Source organism: Pseudomonas sp. FSL R10-0056 (genome assembly GCF_009600105.1).
Lineage (GTDB): Bacteria > Pseudomonadota > Gammaproteobacteria > Pseudomonadales > Pseudomonadaceae > Aquipseudomonas > Aquipseudomonas bubulae.
In genome coordinates, this window is record NZ_WIWL01000183.1 from 31,829 (window position 1) to 51,833 (window position 20,005).

At 51.2% G+C, this 20,005-nt stretch carries 19 protein-coding genes and 4 pseudogenes; 15 read left to right on the plus strand and 8 right to left on the minus strand.

Going from position 1 to position 20,005, the window contains the following annotated elements; translation table 11 throughout:
• Window positions 1–7 precede the first annotated feature (7 nt).
• The 9 genes from GHO42_RS14460 to GHO42_RS14500 all read left to right on the plus strand — a co-directional run bounded on the left by GHO42_RS14460 (window position 8) and on the right by GHO42_RS14500 (window position 9,963).
• Window positions 8–1,120 carry a polysaccharide biosynthesis/export family protein gene (locus GHO42_RS14460; protein WP_153328055.1) on the plus strand — a complete coding sequence of 371 codons (1,113 nt, stop codon included), beginning with the start codon at window positions 8–10 and terminating at the stop codon, window positions 1,118–1,120.
• Window positions 1,121–1,133: 13 nt separating this feature from the next.
• Window positions 1,134–1,793 (plus strand): YjbF family lipoprotein, encoded by a 660-nt coding sequence (locus GHO42_RS14465; protein ID WP_153328039.1) that lies wholly within the window; start codon window positions 1,134–1,136, stop codon window positions 1,791–1,793.
• On the plus strand, window positions 1,790–2,557 hold the full coding sequence (locus GHO42_RS14470; RefSeq protein ID WP_178126982.1) for a capsule biosynthesis GfcC family protein: 768 nt from the start codon (window positions 1,790–1,792) through the stop codon (window positions 2,555–2,557). The genes GHO42_RS14465 and GHO42_RS14470 overlap by 4 nt, the downstream gene beginning before the upstream one ends.
• Window positions 2,554–4,647, plus strand: a complete 2,094-nt coding sequence (locus GHO42_RS14475) for a YjbH domain-containing protein (protein WP_153328041.1) — start codon at window positions 2,554–2,556, stop codon at window positions 4,645–4,647. The genes GHO42_RS14470 and GHO42_RS14475 overlap by 4 nt, the downstream gene beginning before the upstream one ends.
• A complete protein-coding gene (locus GHO42_RS14480; RefSeq protein WP_178126983.1) occupies window positions 4,644–5,018 on the plus strand; it encodes a VanZ family protein in 375 nt (124 codons plus the stop codon). Before GHO42_RS14475 ends, GHO42_RS14480 begins: the two co-directional genes overlap by 4 nt.
• 202 nt (window positions 5,019–5,220) lie before the next feature.
• Window positions 5,221–5,925: a winged helix-turn-helix domain-containing protein gene (locus GHO42_RS14485; RefSeq protein WP_153328043.1), complete on the plus strand. Its 705-nt coding sequence runs from the start codon at window positions 5,221–5,223 to the stop codon at window positions 5,923–5,925.
• 97 nt (window positions 5,926–6,022) lie between these two features.
• Window positions 6,023–6,679 carry a helix-turn-helix domain-containing protein gene (locus GHO42_RS26105; RefSeq protein WP_256670590.1) on the plus strand — a complete coding sequence of 219 codons (657 nt, stop codon included), beginning with the start codon at window positions 6,023–6,025 and terminating at the stop codon, window positions 6,677–6,679.
• Between the two features lie 353 nt (window positions 6,680–7,032).
• A complete protein-coding gene (locus tag GHO42_RS14495) occupies window positions 7,033–8,349 on the plus strand; it encodes an undecaprenyl-phosphate glucose phosphotransferase (protein ID WP_256670591.1) in 1,317 nt (438 codons plus the stop codon).
• A 141-nt stretch (window positions 8,350–8,490) separates the two neighbouring features.
• A complete protein-coding gene (locus tag GHO42_RS14500; protein ID WP_153328048.1) occupies window positions 8,491–9,963 on the plus strand; it encodes an MOP flippase family protein in 1,473 nt (490 codons plus the stop codon).
• Window positions 9,964–10,121: 158 nt separating this feature from the next.
• Here GHO42_RS14500 and GHO42_RS14505 read toward each other — a convergent pair.
• Window positions 10,122–10,680 (minus strand): annotated as a pseudogene (locus GHO42_RS14505) (IS630 family transposase); the annotation flags it as partial.
• 234 nt (window positions 10,681–10,914) lie between these two features.
• A complete protein-coding gene (locus GHO42_RS14510; protein WP_153328050.1) occupies window positions 10,915–11,457 on the minus strand; it encodes a serine acetyltransferase in 543 nt (180 codons plus the stop codon).
• 1,187 nt (window positions 11,458–12,644) lie between these two features.
• Between GHO42_RS14510 and GHO42_RS14515 the strand changes: the two genes are divergently transcribed.
• The 5 genes from GHO42_RS14515 (at window position 12,645) to GHO42_RS14530 (ending at window position 16,392) form a co-directional block, all read left to right on the plus strand.
• Window positions 12,645–13,136: a hypothetical protein gene (locus GHO42_RS14515; RefSeq protein WP_153328051.1), complete on the plus strand. Its 492-nt coding sequence runs from the start codon at window positions 12,645–12,647 to the stop codon at window positions 13,134–13,136.
• 101 nt (window positions 13,137–13,237) lie between these two features.
• Window positions 13,238–14,152, plus strand: coding sequence for a hypothetical protein (locus GHO42_RS26110; RefSeq protein ID WP_256670592.1), 915 nt, complete (start codon window positions 13,238–13,240; stop codon window positions 14,150–14,152).
• A gap of 15 nt (window positions 14,153–14,167) precedes the next feature.
• Window positions 14,168–14,788, plus strand: coding sequence for a DarT ssDNA thymidine ADP-ribosyltransferase family protein (locus GHO42_RS26115; protein WP_368668063.1), 621 nt, complete (start codon window positions 14,168–14,170; stop codon window positions 14,786–14,788).
• Window positions 14,788–15,489, plus strand: a complete 702-nt coding sequence (locus GHO42_RS14525; protein WP_153328052.1) for a hypothetical protein — start codon at window positions 14,788–14,790, stop codon at window positions 15,487–15,489. Before GHO42_RS26115 ends, GHO42_RS14525 begins: the two co-directional genes overlap by 1 nt.
• A 177-nt stretch (window positions 15,490–15,666) precedes the next feature.
• A complete protein-coding gene (locus tag GHO42_RS14530) occupies window positions 15,667–16,392 on the plus strand; it encodes a type III effector phosphothreonine lyase (RefSeq protein ID WP_153328053.1) in 726 nt (241 codons plus the stop codon).
• A gap of 180 nt (window positions 16,393–16,572) precedes the next feature.
• Here GHO42_RS14530 and GHO42_RS26120 read toward each other — a convergent pair whose 3' ends face one another.
• Window positions 16,573–16,704: a hypothetical protein gene (locus tag GHO42_RS26120; RefSeq protein ID WP_256670593.1), complete on the minus strand. Its 132-nt coding sequence runs from the start codon at window positions 16,702–16,704 to the stop codon at window positions 16,573–16,575.
• 258 nt (window positions 16,705–16,962) lie between these two features.
• On the opposite strand from GHO42_RS26120, the gene GHO42_RS26125 reads away from it, so the two are divergent.
• Complete coding sequence (locus tag GHO42_RS26125) at window positions 16,963–17,673, plus strand: serine protease (RefSeq protein WP_256670594.1); 711 nt, start codon at window positions 16,963–16,965, stop codon at window positions 17,671–17,673.
• A 476-nt stretch (window positions 17,674–18,149) separates the two neighbouring features.
• Here the strand turns inward: GHO42_RS26125 and GHO42_RS14540 are convergent, their stop codons facing one another.
• The 5 genes and pseudogenes from GHO42_RS14540 to GHO42_RS14560 all read right to left on the minus strand — a co-directional run.
• Complete coding sequence (locus tag GHO42_RS14540) at window positions 18,150–18,320, minus strand: YhfG family protein (RefSeq protein ID WP_153328054.1); 171 nt, start codon at window positions 18,318–18,320, stop codon at window positions 18,150–18,152.
• 115 nt (window positions 18,321–18,435) lie between these two features.
• Window positions 18,436–18,898: pseudogene (locus tag GHO42_RS14545) on the minus strand (nucleotidyltransferase family protein).
• The gene (locus GHO42_RS14550) at window positions 18,871–19,179 is read right to left on the minus strand and encodes a hypothetical protein (protein ID WP_178126984.1); all 309 of its coding nucleotides are present in this window, start codon (window positions 19,177–19,179) and stop codon (window positions 18,871–18,873) included. Before GHO42_RS14550 ends, GHO42_RS14545 begins: the two are co-directional and overlap by 28 nt.
• Before the next feature lie 187 nt (window positions 19,180–19,366).
• Window positions 19,367–19,456, minus strand: a pseudogene (locus GHO42_RS26320) (glycoside hydrolase family 19 protein); the annotation flags it as partial.
• 105 nt (window positions 19,457–19,561) lie between these two features.
• Window positions 19,562–19,816, minus strand: a pseudogene (locus GHO42_RS14560) (late control protein); the annotation flags it as partial.
• Between the last annotated feature and the right edge of the window lie 189 nt (window positions 19,817–20,005).

The following is a 20,005-nucleotide window of genomic DNA, read 5'->3' on the forward strand; positions in this document are numbered from 1 at the left end:
CCCAATGATGATTCGTAGTTTGTCGCTCGCGGTACTTGCAGGGTTCGCCCTGCAAGGTTGTATGTTTGCGCCCGGTCAGTACCTGGATACCAGTGAGATCGGAACTGAAGGCTCGCCAGAAAGCAGTCGGATCGAGCTGATCCCTATCACTCCCAAGCTGATTGCGCAAAACGCGGCGACATACGTCTCAAGCTCGGTGCCGGCAGAATTGCTGGCATTCAAGCCACAGGCTTACCGGATCGGTGCCAACGATGTGTTGTATATCACCGTTTGGGACCATCCCGAGTTGACGGCGCCTTCCGGCGCCCAACAACAGATTGACGCCAACGGTCGCCTGGTGCGACCGGACGGCACTATTTTCTACCCCTATATCGGCAAGCTTGATGCAGCAGGTAAAACCATTGAAGAACTGCGCGCCACCATTGCCCAGCGATTGGCGCAGTACGTGGATAGCCCGCAGGTTGATTTGAGTGTGCTGCGCTTTGCCAGCCAAAAGGCCATTCTTGCCGGAGCTGTATTGAAAGCAGGCCCGATGCCGATTACGACTTCGCCGATGAGCGTGGTTGAAGCTATCGGTGCTGCGGGTATTGAACCGCTGAATGCTGACCTGTCCGGGTTGACACTAACCCGCGATGGCCGTGAGTACATCCTCGATCTGGACTCTCTCAACGGTCAGGGTGCACAGCTGCACAATGTCTTCCTCAAGGATGGCGACCAGTTGTACCTGCCGTACAACGATCGCAAAAAGATTTATGTGATGGGTGAAGTCCTTGCGCCGCAAGCGGTCAGGTTCAAGACCAAGCATATGAATCTGGCTGATGTAGTCGGTTCGGTGGGCGGTTTGAATCAAACCACCTCCAACGGCAATGCCCTATATGTGATTCGCGGAGCCGAGAATCTCGAGACCGAACCAGCCAAGGTTTTCCAGCTGGATGCCGAATCGCCTACTGCCTTTGCGATTGCCAGCCATTTCGAGCTTAAGCCTCAGGACATCGTTTACGTTGGCCCTGCGCAGGTCACCCGCTGGAACCGTCTGATCAGCCAGTTGCTGCCATCGGCAACCATTCTGGGTACAGGCGCTGCAGCCGGTAACAACCTCAGTGAAGCCAACAGCCGATAAGGTTTGAGCCGTTTTGAAAACTCTTCGTAACCGCTCATGCCTGGTGGCGTGCCTGTTGCTGTGTGGCTGTAGCCCGCTGATGCAGGGCTCGCTCGATACCTTTAAGGCCGCCGTACAAGGCGTCGAGCCGCTGGAATTGACAGCGGCCGACGTCGCGGCCGTGCCTTATGCGCAAATCCTGGTGACCACACCTTCCAGTGAAGGTGTTATGGCCAGGCTTCGCCAGCAGGGTGACCTGCAGTACTGGGTCGCCTCGGGCAAGCAAGTATTGCTGATGCGTAACGGCCTGGTGGTTCGTACCACCGGGCTGCAGCCCGCTCTGGACGGTACCCGTTTCGACGGGCAGTCGCCGTTCAAGCGCGGTTTGCAGCATGTGGCGGATGGCGAACGCAGTACGCGCTGGATTGATATGTATCGGGGTCAACAGGTCGACCTGGTGGTTAACAGCCGCTTTGTGCGCAAAGGCCTGGAAACCGTGACCATTCTCGACAGGCCTTATGTGCTGCAGCGTATCGATGAAAAGTTTGAAATTCCGGCCCTGGGCTTTAGCGGCACCAACCATTTTTGGGTGCGACCCGAAGACGGGGTGATCCTGCAAAGCGAGCAATATGTTACGCCAGGGCTTGAACTACGCATTGTCCATCTGCGCCCTGACTGGGAGGCTGCCCAGTGATCTCTTTGAAAAAACTGGCCCTGTGCGTGCTGCTTAGTCATGCCGCAATCAGCCAGGCCGCTGTATCTGTCAGCGGTGATGTGCTTAAACCCATCAGCGTGGCTTATAAACCCGGCATGCGTTTGCTGGATGTAATCAGCCAGGCCCAACCCAATCCGGAAAGTTACTGGCTGGCAGCCGCATGGCTGCATCAGCCGGAAGTTGAGAAGCAAACGCGGCTCAAGGTAGGGGTGCTGTTTGATCTGAAAATGCTGCAGCGCGGTGCCTTGCTCAATAACAACCACGGCCTCGCGGCGGTTGCAGCACGTCTGCACCAGGACATCAGTCAACTGCCTGTCACTGGCCGTAAGGTGGTTAATCTGGACCCGGTCGCGCTGGAAGTCGGCTTTGCCCACAACTATCTGGTTAGCGATGGCGACAAGGTTACTTACCCGGCGCGCACCAATAGCGTGACCGTACTGGGCGCCGTGGAGCACGACTGCACCCTGCCCTATCAGCCTCTGCAGCAAGTACGCGACTACCTCGACAGCTGCCCGCGACTGAAAGAGGCAGAAGCAGATTTTTTGTGGCTGATTCACCCTGACGGCACTTTTAAGCGTGTTGCCATTGCTGCCTGGAACCGTGAGGACGGCATCTATGCCGTGGCGGGCAGCAAGATTCTGGTGCCCGTGCGCAATGACAATGCCGATTTGCCCACACCTGATTTAAACGAGCAGTTGGCGCAGTTCCTCGCCACCCAACCGCTGGCTGAGGTTGCACCTTGAAGTTACGTTTTGTTGTTGTCGCCTTGTTACCTTATAGCCTGGCCCATGCAGAGCCGCGCTATACCCAGAATGATTTTGGTGGTGTGGGCCTGCTGCAAACTCCCACCGCCCGTATGGCGCCTGCTGGCGAATTGAGCCTGAACGCCAACCGCACAGAGCCCTATTCACGTTATAGCCTGTCCTTGCAGCCTCTTGATTGGCTGGAGGGCACTTTTCGTTACACCGCTATTACCGACTTAAAATACGGACCTGACTCATTTAGCGGCAATCAAAGCTATAAGGACAAGGCCGTCGATGTTAAAGCTCGGCTTTGGCAAGAAAGTCATTGGCTGCCGGAAGTTTCTCTTGGATTTAGAGACGTCGGCGGTACAGGCCTGTTTTCCAGCGAATACTTTGTTGCCAGCAAGCGCTATAAGAACTTGGATTTTAGCCTTGGGATTGCGTGGGGCTATATCGGCAATCGCGGAGACTTTGACAACCCATTGGGGTACATCGATGATCGCTTTGACTCTCGCCCCGCAAAAACCGGAGCAGGGGACGTCAATACTAGTTCGTACTTCAGAGGCCCTACATCTTTATTTGGCGGGATTGCATATCAAACACCATGGGCACCCTTAAGTCTGAAACTTGAGTACGACGGTAACGACTATAAGAGTGAATATCAAAGCAATACAGACCGTAATATGCTACCTCAAGATTCGCCAATCAACATCGGCGCAGTATACAAGCTGAACGACAATATCGATCTGACCGCAGGCTGGGAACGCGGCAATACCGCCCTGTTCGGCATTACCCTGCATACAAACTTTGTCAGCCGCAAAGCTCCGGTCAAGAGCTATGATCCGCCCGCCCAACCGTTACCGGTACAAGTACCGGTTGCTCCCCTGGAGGACATAGACTGGGCTGCGGTATCGCAACAGCTGGAAAAAAACGCGGGCTATAAAGTTGAACGTATTGCCCAGCGCGACTCTGAACTGATGGTATATGGCGAGCAATCCAAATACTTCTACACCGCCAAGGGCGCAGGCCGGGCCAGCCGCATTCTGGACAATACCGCCAACGATCAGATCCAGTGGTTCACCATGGTCAACAAGCGTTATGACATGCTAGTGGAAGAAATCAGCGTCCCGCGCTCGACCTTTCGCGACGTGGTCAATAAAGAACAGGATCTGGTCAACCTGCACCGAACCACAGAGGTCAATCGCGCTACGGCCCACTATGACAAAACCCTGTATCAGCAAAAACCTGACCCCTTTACCTATGGCTTTGGTCTGGGCTACCAGCAAAATCTGGGCGGGCCTGACGGTTTCCTGCTGTATCAGATCAGCGCCTATGCTGAAGGGCAATATCGCTTTACCCCAAATACATGGGCCAGTGGCGGGGTCAGCGTCAACCTGCTGAACAATTTCGACAAGTTCACCTATGACGCACCCAGCAATATGCCGCGCGTACGTACTGACTTGCGCCAATATGTCACCACCTCCGATATCACCATGCCCGCCTTACAACTTAACAAGGCAAAACGCCTGGACCAGGATCTGTATGGCATGGTCTATGGTGGTTATCTTGAGTCGATGTATGCCGGTGTCGGTGGCGAACTCTTGTATCGCCCCATGGGTGAACGCTGGTCGATCGGCGCCGATCTAAACTATGTACGCCAACGGGAATTTGACCAGGGCTTTGGCCTGCGTGACTACCGGACAGTAACCGGTCATATCACCTCTTACACCAAGCTGCCGTTCGATCTGGACGCCGCAGTCAGCGTAGGTCGTTATCTGGCCCGGGACTGGGGTACCACCATCGATATCTCCCGCGAGTTTACCAATGGGGTGAAGTTCGGTGGCTGGGTAACCCGCACCACGGCATCCAGTGAAGAATATGGCGAAGGTAGTTTCGACAAGGGCATCTATATCTCGATTCCGTTCGACGAGATGATGAGTGTGTCGACCATGAGCCGCGCCAATATCGCCTGGGCACCGCTGACGCGAGACGGTGGCGCCATGCTGCATCGCCAGTACTCGCTGCACACCATGACCGATGGCCGCAATCGTGATGCCTTCTATGAGAACTTCGAGAAGATCACCGAGTGAGGCAGCTGATTCAACGCCTGGTTGATCTGCCCTTCTGGCTGCGCGCACTGCTGTTTCTGGCCGTGTGCGCAGGCCTGCTGTTTACCGGTTTGCGCGCGCGGCCAATTCCGCAGGTTTTTGCCCAGGAAGACAAGCTGCACCACTTTATTGGCTTTTTTACCCTGGCATTCAGTTGCCGCCTTGCATTTTTGCATATCCGGCTAGTTTGGCTCGCCATTGGCTGCGTGCTGGCAGGGCTGCTGATTGAATATGCCCAGGCCCTTATGCCCTTGCGCACGGCGTCGTTTTACGATGCGCTTGCCAATACTGCCGGGGTGGCCCTCGGTCTGGCAGCGGCATGGTGCTGCTCGCGCCATGCCAGTCACTATTGAATAAATTGTGCAACAATGGTAGCGCAGGCTATTATTGCTACCGGCAATGCGGTTCATCTCGACAAATCGACCTTCGATATTTATAAGCTGAAAAATTGCCAGTGAAAATAACACTAAATGTGGCAAATGTTATAAAATGTCTGCTTAAGTATTGGCTTATATGGCAAAATCCTACAGCCTCTAAGTACTTGGGTTAGGTGATATGCTTGCCGCAGGATGGAATACCGATTTTCAGGCCCCCAAAGCGCTTAATTTTGTCCACAGCAAAGCGCTGGTCGATGATATAGAACAACTTGTCACTGCTGAGGTGAGGCATCTTGACGCCTGCGATACCCTGGCGAATATGGCTTGTAATTTTAGTAGCACAGAAGCCGTTTTTATTGAGGTTAATGCTCCTGAAGCCGTTAATGACAGCCTGGAGTTGCTCAAGCATATCCGCACAATCAATCAGGCCGCCTGTATTTATATACTGGTGACCCATAACAAGTCGTTTAGCAGTATCAATTATTATCTTGCCGGCGCTGACCACTGTATTAAGTTACCGGTTGATCCGCTGGAAAAGCAGGCATTGCTGTCACGTACTTTCGAGAATTCTCACTGGGCTACCAACACCCGACTGACCCTTGACCGCACACGACTTTTATTGTGCAGCGCCACTCGCAAAATTGAAATTTCATATACCGAAATGACTATTATCGATGCTCTTGTAAAAGCACCGCAGCATGTGCTGAGCCAGGACAGTATCGCTAAAACACTGGACCCCAATATTGTATTTTATGACCCGCGGGCCCTGGAAAAAACTATTAGCCGCTTAAGAACCAAGATTAAAAAAGCCTATTATCTGGAATTGATCTTTAGTGTTCGCGCCTTCGGTTATCGACTACGCCGGGGCACCATCCTGGAATAACCGCTCGATAAAACTATTACTTCATGAGCTGCGCTGCAGACCGTTGTAGTTCGCCACCTGGCATCATCCTGACACCGACGAATGGAGACGTTGAAGCATGAAGGTAACACTTAGATTTTCAGCTTATATACCCTCAGCCAATAACAGTTCGATTGCCTATGCCTATGGCTTGCACTGCGCACCCCATAAGCCACGCGCTACGAGCCAGCAGGCCTGCGAGCGCAGCAATCCGTTGTGGCGTACACCACACCTGGCGCCCTGGGGTAGCTGGATCAATGAGCAACGCGGCTTGGCAGTTGCACACCCGTATGTGCCCGAAGTAGCCAGCCAGATAACGGCAAGAAAACCTTACTTGCTGAAAACCCACCCCTATTCCATGGGCCTGACTGTTATTCCTACTTTGAAAACGACCCCGACTTCTCCAGCTCTTGCCTCCACTGCACAGTATTCAGACAGCCCTGATACCTGGTTGTTTTGCTCTGTGGCACAACATCTGTGCAACAACACCTCATGCATTCCGCTTACCGCCATTGAGTCGCTGCTGATCAAGACACTGACCCAAAAAGATGAACGCATTTGCAGCAAGCAGGAACTTATTATCGGCATCAACAAAGACACATACAGCTATAGTGGCCTGGAAATGTGCCTGAGCCGACTGCAGAACAAGTTCAAAAGTGTATTTGGTGAGCGCCTGTTTCGCTCGGTACGTAATCGTGGTTATTGCCTGGTACAAGATGTGCAAATTGCCAAATAAATGGCATAAAGCAATCACACAACTAATAGATAGCGGCAGTTAGCTATTATATCGACATCACTGCACGCCATCGTTTTTTGCTCTATTGAAAATAACACTCGAATAACACATTGTTATAAAACGTCGAACCCTTGCTACTGATAACCTTTATTATCAACGTTTCGTGTGGCCAATGCCTTTTCAGATATAGCGCCACATAACGCCTGCACATGGAAGAGTGCTGTGATTTATTCCTGTCAGTTACCACCCTATAGTCAAGTACTTATCACAAGGCTGCTACCTTGATTCATACACGTTTAGATCGTAAAACCGTGGCCAGAGGGCTGACTTTTTGGGGGCAGTGGGCTGTCGCCATGGCCTTTGTCAGCGCCTTGTTGATGGCACTGGTCTACACCAAATTTGGCACCATCGATTTCCATTACCGCATCCTCGCCGTGCTGACCTTGCTTGTATCCGTGCCCGCCTATTCCGCCACCCATGTTTACTATAAAAGGCACACTCTTTTTAATGGCTGCATCCGCTTGTTTCTGGGATGGACCTTGACCCTGGCATGCCTGAGCACCATCGGCTTTGTGACCAAATCCGGCGAACTGTTTTCCCGGGAAACCCTGATCAGCTGGGCCACATTGGGCTTTCTGATTCAACTGCCGCCCTATTTGATCCTGCATCGCCTGTCCAGGTTCTATCACCAGCGCAATAACCATCATTACAACAGCCTTATTATTGGTTCTGATGGTGTTGCCCTGAAACTGGCCGACAGCTTTATTCAGCAAAATCATTTTCCGCTGGTTGGGGTAGTCAGCGCTTCGCCCTTTGAAGACACCACCAATTCCCCACTTATTGTGGGAGAACTAACCCAATTACGCTCACTGATTACTGAACATAATATCCGCCGACTTTATATTTCCTTGTCCCTGCAAGAAGCCCAGCGTATTGAAGCACTTTATATCGACCTGCTTGACTTGAACGTCGACGTTGTCTGGGTACCCGACCTGGACAGCATGATGCTGCTTAACCATTCGGTCAGTGAAATTGGCGGCCGCCCGGCTATCCATTTGAATGAAAGCCCGCTTACCAGCTATCCAACTGCTGCCTTGAGCAAGGCCTTGATGGAGCGCTCGCTGTCCCTGGCCGCTATTATCTGCCTGAGCCCGTTGCTTGCAGCGATTGCCATTGCCGTGAAGTTATCGTCCCCTGGCCCGATTCTGTTCAAACAGCATCGCCATGGCTGGAATGGCAAGGTCATCAAAGTGTGGAAGTTCCGCTCCATGCAAGTTCATGATGATAAACACGTCAAACAAGCCAGCCGCAACGATTCACGCGTCACCGCTGTTGGCCGCTTTATCCGCCGCACTTCGCTGGACGAACTGCCGCAACTGTTCAATGTGTTACATGGCGATATGGCATTAGTGGGACCACGTCCTCACGCCGTTGCCCATAACGACTATTACACCGGCAAGATTCACGCTTATATGGCCCGCCACCGGATCAAACCCGGCATTACCGGCCTGGCGCAAATCAGCGGTTGCCGTGGCGAAACCGACACCATTGAAAAAATGCAGAAACGGGTTGAAATCGACCTCGACTATATCAACAACTGGTCACTGTGGCTCGATATAAAAATCATGATCAAGACCCCGCTGACTTTGATCTCAAAAGATATTTACTAACTATACATACCAACTCTCAAATACCGCATATCAGACGAGGATTGCAGTGACTAGCCTTCGATCTCGTTATGCAGTCACTATTTATAATAGCGCGCCAACCATTTTTATACATTTCGCAACCTATACTTATTTGGGATAGTAATGAGTTTACGAGAAAAAACAGTCCTTGCCGTGAAGTGGAATCTACTTGCTACCGTGCTGTCTAGTATTTTTGGGCTTATCTCGCTGTGGCTCCTGTCTCATTTATTAACTACACAAGATTATGGAATCATCAGTGCCGCGTTGATAATTAGTACCTTTTTTACCGTACTGCTTGACTTCGGAATATCCAACTCAATTATCCGCAGCAAAGAACTAGAAAAAATTGAACTTTCCTCACTGTATGTAATCAATATCGCGCTAGGCGTTATTGCTTGTTTGATAGCACTTATATTCAGCCAGCAAATTGCAGGTCTGTTCAAAGCTGACGACATGCTAGCAACCCAAATAAAAATAATGTCTATCGGGTTTGTGATCTCATCATTTGGCTTGCAAGCTAAAGCATTACTCACCCGCGAGATGAATTTTGGCGCGATTGCAAAAATTACAATCGCCAGCACATTTATCAACTTTGTATCTGTTGTCCTACTCGCCTGGATCTATCGCTCACCTTGGTGCATAGCGCTGGCATTTCTGATTAGTGCAACAGCAAACACTTTTCTCTCCACTTATGCCGCACGACTACTAAGAACTTACGACTTACAATTCCGGCTTTCCGCAGTAAAAAAACATTTCCGTTATGGCATACAACTCGTTATCGACTCCATGATCAACCAGGTTAGCATTAATACCTATCCCGTATTGATGTCCCGACTGATTAGCCTCTCCGCCATAGGCGGCTATAATATCGCCTACAGCATTAGCATTGGTTTATTCGAAAAACTCAACCCCGTGCTTTCACATACATTATTCCCTGCATTAGCAAAAATCGGAGGCGATGACTCAAAGTTACGATCGGCCTTATTAAAAATAACGACTTACTCAGCCATGATTAACTTTCCAATGTTACTTGGCATGATGATTATTGCACCATCATTGATCGATGTTTTTTTTGATTCTAAATGGCAGTTTATCGTCCCCGTCGTCCAGGTACTCTGCGCAGCAGGCGCTATTAGATCCCTAGACACCCCAGTCATTTCAGTGCTTTTAGTCAAAGCACAGATGTACCGAAATTTATATCTCGGTGTTGCCAAACTCATTGTTGGCATACCACTCACTTGGTTACTTGGGCATAAAGCAGGGCTGATAGGTATCGTCTATGGCTTTTTAATCATTCAAGTGATGAATGCAATCTGCGGGTATTTTTTCTTGTTAAGGCCAAGCATTGGCGTCAAAGGAATAGACTACCTGAGGAGCATTTTAATTCCTACGCTCCATGTCGCGCCAATGGTGCTCGCCGGCTGGATCGCGCGTTACTATTTTACCTCATCCAGTGAAATACTGAATATGATTGCAGTGGCCAGCACTTGCCTATTGATATATATCACGACTATTTACTTTTCATCTGCAACCGTTATCCGAGAATTTAAAGAGCTTGTGACAAGCAACCTTATCAAAAAAATAACTAAACAGTGAAACCATCTATCTTGAACCCTTGCTTCTATCGTGAAAAACAAAGGATAGCTTCTTAACATACTATTTAAACATGCCACAGACCGACTGGAAGTCACTCCAGTGTGCTACCTCAGAATTATTGACCCTGCTCGCCAGTGAAACCCTTGGGCGTTTCTCGATTTTTTCAGAAATTCCAGCCACTCCTTATGTCGATGCTGCGATTCGATGGTGCTGATCAAGCGACCCTGAAGATAGTCCAGCGCAGTGAACAAAGTGACCGTGCCGTGCCAGACAAAATCGTGTGATTGCGTGCGGATATGACCGATGCCCAAAGGCAAACCAGGATGGGTACGTTCAAGCGCCTGAACCTGGCTCTTCTCATCGCAGCCCATATACGCTGGACACTGGCCGGTGAAGTACCTGCGGCTCGCGCCATGCTTCGGCAACTCCAGCGAAGTTGTCCAATGGACGGTTTAACCACTTGCTCGACCACACGGGCCAAAGCATCTGCTGGTAACGAGGAGGGTTTTCCACGTCCTGGCTTGTCTGCACAGCTCTTGTCACTGAGCGCAATGAAAACCTCACCAAGCGCGCTATTTCGATACGCAAACAACATTGCGCGGCTAATAAAATTACACGCGCTCGACTACCATCACGTTGGTGAATGGTGACAGATCTGACCTGACGGCTGAGTTCGGCAAACTCCTCTGGAGCGAGGATGATGTCTTGAGAGTTCACGAGCAATCTCCGAGTGCTGGCTGACTGCACAAGATAGCCAGTCAGGTGGAGATCTTATTTCAGAGACTGCACACTAGTGTCCTGTCTCACAAATACGATCCTTTTTTGACGAGTGGCTGTTGTTGTCAAGCAAGGCGCCGCGACGACTCATAGTTGGCTATGGGGAGGAGCGGCAACGCAGCATGACGACAACAGACGCCGTCAAAAAGGATCAGTAATTGCGAGACAGGATACCTAGTGTGTTTGCCATTTGTTTTGTATATATCGTCCAGGATTCTCATAATTGATTGTTTTTGATGGTGAGCCAACGGATGTAGCGTCATTTGGTATATCTTTAACAACTATCGCTCCGGCACCTATAGTAACATTATTGCCGATTGTTACGTCCTCCACAATACACACATTAGGGCCAATGTAGACATTATCACCTATGACTGCTGCTTTACCGTGATTACTCCCAATCGTTGTAAATTGAGATATATTGCAGTTATTGCCGATTATTGCTGTAGGGTTAATTATAACTGCCATGCCGTGACCAATATAAAGCCCATAACCAATGTCTGTGTGTGGCGGAATCTGAATGCCATACTTCAATGATTTAAGCTTCAGGATAAATTTTGCATATCTGTTAACCAGAGGGTTTTGATGTCTGGAGAGTCGAAACCAAAAACTATATATGAATGATCGATTTAAAAAGAACGACTTCAGGAATGACGTAAGTTTATAATTGCCGTGATATCTAAACAAGTCGCTTTTTATATATAGAATTGTACTCATTTACAGCCTCAAAGTCTCATTATGGATTGAGCAATGTAGCATTCTACTAGTTAGTCATGCGCTACGTCGACGAATCGCCGCAGTCAAGAGGTGTTTTGAAACCATCCACAAACTCGACCGAGCAGACAGCGTGTCGGGCACAGAGTAAGAATACGTTGAAGCGTCGTGTTATGAAAGCGTTTCAGCCACTAACATAGCTCGCGGAGACCTGCTCCCTTAATGGAGGTTTTTTGTACGCGGGGATTGACAGGTAAGTATGTACGCCAGTGATTGGCATAAAACGCAGCGCGATAGCGAAAATAAGGGCGATATGAATAAATACAACCTGAAAAAAGCCCTTATCCCCCTCCCGCATACGGGCCTTACGCCTTTTTTTGTGCAAATCCGGATGTACTGCAAACGAATCTGCAGCCCAAGCGGGCCGTGGGGCTCTGCAGTTGATCGGCGATTGCACAGAGTACAAAGTTCTACTGTAAAATGAAGCACTTGCACATTAGTGTGCGGGGTGGTCATGTAGTGGGCCAGGGTCAAGCTTCCGGATTCATTGGGTGGTATTTTTTAATAAAACATGGGTTTCGGTGTGTTTCGCATTTAAATTGCTCTCCCAACCCGCACTATGAGCTGCAGTCGGAATATCTATTAAAAGGCTAATAGATTTAGCGGGCGTATTTCTCAGGACATCATGCCAACGTCATTTTTTCATGCCTGTCGGCACTATCTTGAGCGGGATCTACATGTCGTCCTTTTGACGAGGCTTGCGATAGCCGTGGTGTGCAGCGATTCCGAGGAGCGCCCCCGGGAAGGAGTTTGCTAAGCGCTCCTAATCCTCTATTTTAAAACGCCACCCACCCCGCTGCTGCGCTTCAGATTTATTTAGCCCAACGCATAAAGTTAAAACCCCATCATTTATGGCTTACTCATAGACCCAGCGGACAGCCATTTAATTGGCGTCAATATATCCTCCAATTATCCCACTCTAACCACACAACAAAACAACCCCACCTCCTCGACATACAACATGCATGGCGATATGATATCACCTGATAAGCAACCCCCACCCAAACAGGATGTTTTGTGTGCCGAAGTTCTTTTATACGGACTGCGCAATAAGCGATCTTAAACAAATAGACTTTCACCGTGATGAGTTTACTGCGCGCATTAATGGGCGCACGGCCAAGCGCCTGGCCATGACCCATAAGCTTTATCACCACCTGATGGGCGCTGACCGCAGTGCCAAAAGCCGGGTCTGGTTTTACGCTCCGGGGTTCAATAAAGCGCTGGTTATCGCTGCTGTACAGCCGTCCGGCCATCCACACAACGTGCTGCGCAATCGCGCAATCAGCAGCCCTTACAAAATGCTGTTCAGAACCTTGCTTGCCGGTCTGCTGGCCTGGTTCGCCACCTGGGCCTTGCTGGCGATCCCTGTGCTGTCCTGGTATGGCGCCAATGCGCAAAAGGGTGTGCCCTTGCTGGAAACCCTCAGCCTGCAGGTCGGAGCGGGGGTTGCGCTCCTGAGCTTGAGCTATTGGCTGTGGCTCAGGGCAAAAATGCAGCGGCTCGAGCGCTGGCAATCGGCGGATCTAACGCCTTATACCCAGGCTATTCCCCCTACACCTGAGCCCGTTCCACAGGCCACGGCAAAAACTGTTACACAGGCCGCCCCGGAGCTTGTCGATTAACCACTGCCGGTTATCCACGCCAGCAGTTTTGCCGGCAGTTGGCCCCCTCTATAACTCTGGGTGCCGAGGGCAACCCTCACACTGTTCGTCAGGTGCAATGGATGGCCATTCTTTATTTTCAGATTTTAATTATTTTTACTCTTTACCTCGCGAGCCTCGTCGGTAAAAAGTCATTGGTTATTGCCTGTGCTGCATGGTCTTTATTTACCCTTGCAAACGCGTTTCTCCCTGGTTTAATCCTGCTCCAGCTGATAACTATCTGGGCCTGTTATTGGTTTTTTAGGCGCAAAAAAAACACCATCGCGCAGGCGCCTGCCACAGCGCCTGCAGCCGAGAAGCCCATTGAAAGTCCGCCTGCGGGGGGCGCTTTTCTTCGTTCACTCGATACGCTAAACACTGCAGTCTCGTCCTTTAATGCCTCGGTCTGCTTGAGCCTTGAGGTTGAAAATGCCACTGCCTCGCTCGCAGCCGTGGTGTTCACTGAGAAACTTGGCACGGAAAAGGCCCTGGAGCGCGCGCAAGCTACTTTAAAGCTGGCGGCCTGGCGCCAGGAACATGGCGAGCAAGGTTGGGCGCACTTTCTGCAAGCGCAGGCCATGTACAGCAAAGCGCTCGAGCCCAGTACCAGCGTCGCCGTGGCCACGCCTGCACCTGAGTGGAGGCTTGCCGATTTTTCCCGCGCACTCGGGGAGGCTGATACCCCTCTGGCGATTGCCATAGAGGCCAAAAAGCGCCAGCTGCAAAGCGAGCGGGACAAGTTTTTCAGCGATATTGTTGAGCAAGTCTGGGCTAACGTGCCCCTTCGCACAGCCATGGCTGATGAGCTGTGCAAGATGGGCGGCCTTAAGACCTGGGAGTGCATTTCCCGCACAGCGGCGCAGGCCCACAAACCCCCAGCGCGTCTTACGTTCGGCGCGGTACTGGGCAAGGTGCAGGCGTCAACGGCTGATGGTCACGCGCCCGTGTTGCTCAGCCCTGTATCAATAGGCTATTTCCCTAGACGCCTGCTCAAATAGGAGCTCGAGACACGCGTGCGCGCGCTGCAACTCCCCTATCTGGTTCATTTCACCCGCGTCGAAAACCTGCCTTCGATCATGCAGCATGGCCTGTGCTCCATCACGGCCCTGAATGACCAACAGATCGACTTCAGGTTTAACGATCATTTACGTCTTGAGGGGCAGCCCCATGCCATTTGCCTGTCTATCGGCCATCCCAATGACAAAATGTTCGCCCGTTACCGCTGGAAAAGCCCCGAGCAAGGCTGGGCTGTACTGGTGGTTGATCGCAGCGTTTTATGGTCTCTGGATACGGCATTCTGCAATCACAATGCTGCAGATCACCGCATTCGCCAACGCTCCCTCGGTGACCTTAAAACCCTGGCAGCCTTCGACAACCTGTTTATGCCGCTGAGCCACCTGCCCTCTCGAGAAGAAAGCAGACTGTTGCCCTACGACCCTACCGATGTGCAAGCCGAGGTTTTAGTCTTCGATACACTGCCGCCCGAGCTTATCAACGGCGTGGTTTTCAGTGACCCGCACAGCCTGCAAACGTATAAAGACTGCTTAGCAGGCAAACCTGCGCACCTACACACTGAGAGCCGTGGCTTTCTCGGCGCCAGAGCTTATGCACGCAAAACTGGATGGACTTATTGATGGCCAGCAGACCCGTTTTTATCCCTGACCTTGCAGGGCAAGCACTGGTGAGTACACGAACCCTGGATTTCCAATGGTTTGCCGGTTTGAGCCTGTCCCAGAAGCAAAAATCCATCGGCGCACTGCATCAGGCAGCGCATGCATTACCCGGCATCGATAAAGTGCTGGAGGTGTCCAGCAAGTCCACAGAACCACTGGGCGCAGCCCTCAGCGCTTTCAATCTGTCCTTTACTCACTCTCTGCTTGGCCATTCTTTGAGTGTCGAATGCGCTTTCCAGGGCAGCAAGGTGTTCGAACAAGGCGGCCCTTTCACCGATATCTATGCAATGACCTCTCGCGAGGCAAAGCGTGATGAGCGACTACGTGCTTCTGGCAGGCTCACAGGCTTTGATTTCGCCAACGTGCAATGGCCACTGGAACCACAAACAGGGTTTTATGACTGGCTGTATATCAGCGCGCTGAAACACCGGACAGACCTGGCGGATCAACTGTCCGAATACTCTGCGTTCACCGACATTGAGTTCAACCCGCAAAAATCCATTAATTGCCAGGCTTACTCGGTTGCGCTGTTCGCTTCCCTGCAACAGAGAAACCACCTCGAGCAGGCCACTGAGTCGCCAGCGGCGTTTCTGCGCTATTTAGCGTCCAGGCCTGTGGTCAGCGCCCGTCAGGATGATCTGGCACAGGGGCGGCTGTTCTGAGTGTGTCCAGGCTTAAACCTGGCCTGCTCCATGTCGATCGACAAGCCATATGACTGAAGGTACTACAGCGACACCGGATTAGTCCGCCGACCCTTGGCGCTTTTTTTGAATGACTCACCTGTTGGATGATCTGCAGAATTCTGGATGTTATTTAACGATGTCTGCAGAGAATAAATTATGCCCAGTATTCGCCCCAACTTGTTTTTGAGCATTCCTGCGTTACCGCCCAGCCTTTCAACTACGCCCCCTCAGAAAGCGTCGACACAAACCTATTTGCATTTGAATTTTGATCAGCTGAAAGCGCAAATCAGGCATGCCCCGGCGCCTCACTTCAGAGAAGCCGCGCATGCCAATAACTACTCAACCATGCAGCAAAATGGGTTTATCACATCACACAATGGGTATATGCAAAACAACAGTGGTTTAGATGCATTTATCCATGCCAATCGTGAGCAGGGTCAGTATTCCGGTGTTTTTGACGGCGACAAATTCCACCTCAGTGTGAAACAGCAAGAGGTGCCACGGGCTTTCAATGCATTGGCGCCGCTATTGTTTTCCGAAGATTGCCCGTTTGATCAATGGAAGGTCACCGATATGGCAAGGGTAAAACCACAAGCACGTGTGAGCCAGGGCGCTCAATTCACTCTATATGTAAAACCGGATACAGCAGATTCTCGATTCACTGCAAACGCTCTGCACAGCATTCGTCATTTTGTGGAACGATTGGAGTCGGTCATGACCGAACACAATATACAACCCGGGCAGCACCCGGACTCTGACGTTCGCCCTTGCCACTGGCAGTTCACCAGCTATCGAAATGAATTACGCAGTGATCGCGAAGGCAGTTATGAGCAAAGCATTGCCCTTCGCAACGAGCCGTTCTTCCGACTGATGAGCGAATAAGTCACCTTCCTGAGTAATGCCGTATGACTCCCGGCACCACTGCACTATCTGCAGGTTGGGGGGGACTTGGCTCTGGCCGCGCTTTCGCAGGCTCCGATCACCGCCGTAGTGGGCTGCGCTTTGCTGCCACTGACCGCCAAGCCCAGGGATAAAGCCGCGGGCAGGCTCAGGCGTGCCTCCTTACTCGCGCCGCACAGAGACCATGCGGATAAACAGCTCGGCGCTTTGCGAGCAAGCCTTGAGGGTACGCGGCGTATAGCCATCAACCGGGTTTACGCTTCTATAAAAGTCATGCTGAGAGCGAGCGGCCATTTTCAGTCAGAATGCGATCTGCCCGGGCCATCTAGTGTCCTGTCTCAGCACTCTGCGCCGAGACACTGACTATCCGCAAGCGCAGCGTTTTACCGGGCATGGGTACTCCAGAAATCAATTAGTAATTCGCATTATTAAAAACTCGACTATAAGTAATGCAGCTGCCACTAAAACAAATAATTAGGCGCTATCACCTACGCTGTCAAATTACTGACAATCATACTCGACTGCATTATTTCTATGAGCAGATAATTTATAATGATCAAAATAACCTGTATCTTGTTGGTAGCACTTTCCACCGCAGGATGCAACGGCTTCGTAAAACCTGATTTTTCGGGCCCCGTTAATGACTCATACTTTGTCGTCTACTCAGGCTTTCCAGCCCCCTTTCTCTATACGGCCTCGGCCGTGCAGTGGAACGAGGATTACGCCGTAACGACCCGACATACTCCATTCTTGCCCGATGTCGCCTACACCTGCAGTACAGGCTGTGACCTTGCCTTTATCAAGCACAAAGCAGACGGCCACCTTCCTTCCTGGCGCGCCCCCTGTCTGGGCGAGGACGTAACTGCTGTTGGGATGAGCCCCTATATCATGACCACCACGGGCAAGGGCAAGGTGTATCAAACCCCCTTCCTCAACTTAAAGGAAAATAGCGGTGACCTTTATGGCATCCACGATGGCCCACTGATCAAAGGGATGTCGGGAGGGCCGGTCATCGGCAGTGACGGCAGTGTTGTGGGTATTAATGCCGGTTACTACTCGGTCACACCGCACGATATTGCTGCTCAGTCCGGTTTAAGAGGTGCCAAGAGGGTGAGTATCTTTGTCCCTTTCTCGATTATTGCCCGTGAGTGGAGAATGTTCCAGGCTCAGCTTAATCATCAAAAAGCCCCAGTAGGCCCTGCGCCGAAAACTGATTTCTGTACGAATTTAGGTTTGAGCCCGCTGAAGATACCAGCCAAATAAATAATAAAATTATTGACCGTCTGCAAACGAAAATTGAGTCAGTTTATTTTTATCTACTTTCAGGGCTGACGTTTCAGTCGCCCTGAAATTTTTGTTTATCGATCACGTACTTCATTCGCAATTAACCCTGCGTAGTGCCTGGGATTGATTGAGGCGACAAGATTGATAACTCCCCATTTCACAATGACTGATCCCAGTTAACCATTAGAAAACTAAACACTGCGAACAGCACAAGAAAAAGAGTGAAATAATGCTTTTTATTCATTTTATTCTTCATAAACACTCCATCACTGTCTAAATTTCCAAGCCGCCAAGGCTGGCTTGAAGGGCTGCTTTAGGCCATGAACATGTTCAAAGGCCACATGAGTCATGGATCACTTTGAAAATTAAAGATTCAAAGTAAGTCATTCGACTTTAATAAAGGAGCTAGCCAAGACAACAATAGGACTCTTCACCAACTCCGTAGTTATCTGACATCACGCCCCTGTCGTGGTAAAAGACTTCAGTACGTCTTCATGCGAAGACAGTTTCGCGCTCGGTGGCGGCAATAGTCCCTTTGCCCCTTCAAGACGAAGGCTGGCCGCATAGTTGGATTGGCGCGTTTTGACTGCGTAGGCTTTATTGGCCTCAAGGCTGATGACTGCCATTGAACTGAGCCTCCTCGAGCTGTGTATAGGCAGATTGTAGTCCAATTTAGCCGTCAGGAGAGCCAACCATGGGCATCAAACCGTGGGCCGAACCCACCTAGCCATATGCTCTGGACTAAACGATCCGTAACCACGGCCAGCGCAACTGATAGCTTGTAGCTTTTTGATGGAACAAGTCAGGCTGGATATTTTTGGGCTTGGGTCGCAAATAACCCATTGCGACATCATCCAACCCATAAGGCGCATACACCTCACCCGTGCCAGGGTCCAGACCAATGCAGGTACCCGCAACGAGATACCTTTCAATTCCGTGCTTCGCCGACTCAAGCCGAGGATAAGCCCTGCCAAAGCATTCGCCGTACCAGAGATGGACACGGGCCTGATTCTTGATATCGACCTTTGCGTCCAGATCCTGGAAAAGCTGCCGGGTACGGACAATAACGTCGCTCACGGCCTCCCAGGACAGATCCGTGTCGAAGTAAAAAAATGTCGTAGTCCTTCACGCCTGATTCCAGTGGCAGATCCGACTGATGATGCCAGGCGGCCTGGATCAGACGGCAGATAAATCTGCATCGCAAACCATGGCTGCCAGTTCAGTCGCCAGTGCAGCCGCATCTTTTCGATAGTCTTTGTTCCAGGCGCATGACCAATCATCCGGCCTTCCCTGATCGTCCCATTGGGCCAACGCAAGCCCGTTGATTATCTCCAGTTCGAACCAAAGAGCCTGCCAAGCGACGGCGTCCTGGACCAAAGTAGCGTCTTGCCACAGGAATTCCGTTTGCGCGACAAACGCCGACCATGCGAACAGGTCTTCTGATGCTCGTTCGCCGAGCGTTAACCAGTACTTTCTGATATCCACCGAACTGCTCCTTTTTATAAAACGTCTATACCGGGATAAAGCTGCGCTGGTGGATGGTCATTGAGATCTTCGAAGTGGCTATTGTTGTAATGGGTTTTGGCGGTCGACCCTTCACCCTTGTACGTCACCTGCGAGTTTGGAGTGAGATGCCAGCCGTCTCCGTCCTTGTCGCGCTCAATCAGCGACGGGTATAACGTGCAGGTAACGGCACAGAAACGCCGGCAACCGGGCCGGCGTTGGGGGGAATCTGCAGCAGTTGTTGCTGGGTAATCGACATGAGTTGCCCTCATGAAAAAGCCCGCACAAGGCGCAATGCAGTTCACTTAAGAGCAACGCTGCTCAAGTGTGGGAGCGGGCAGAAATCCCTTGAGTGAACAGCATACTCGATCGTCGTCGACCAGCCAGACTGGGTGAATACCTGCTCCCGGGAGTCCACCAGATACTCGCCATCGAGCCCGTTTTTGACGCCTTGGGGGTTGATCATCCGTTCGGCGAACAGATCAGATCGCCCGGGCATTTCCAGCCGCACACCCGCCGTCGAGCGGTTGAACGCCGCCAAGCACGCCTTGGCTGCCTGTTCGGCGGCGGTCTTGTTCGGGTGGATATGCCGATCGGTATGCATCGGCGGCAGGCCGTCCGCGACCTTGGCCGCGCAGTCGTGCTGCCGTGCCAGGCGGGTGATATCGCTGCCATCGGCAACGATGCGAAAAACGGGCGTCATTCTTCTGCTCCAACAAAAAGCCCCGCATTTGTGAATCGCCCCTAGTTTCGTAGACACCTCCAAGCCTTAAAATGAGGCCCATTAGGAGGTGCCATGAGCAACCAG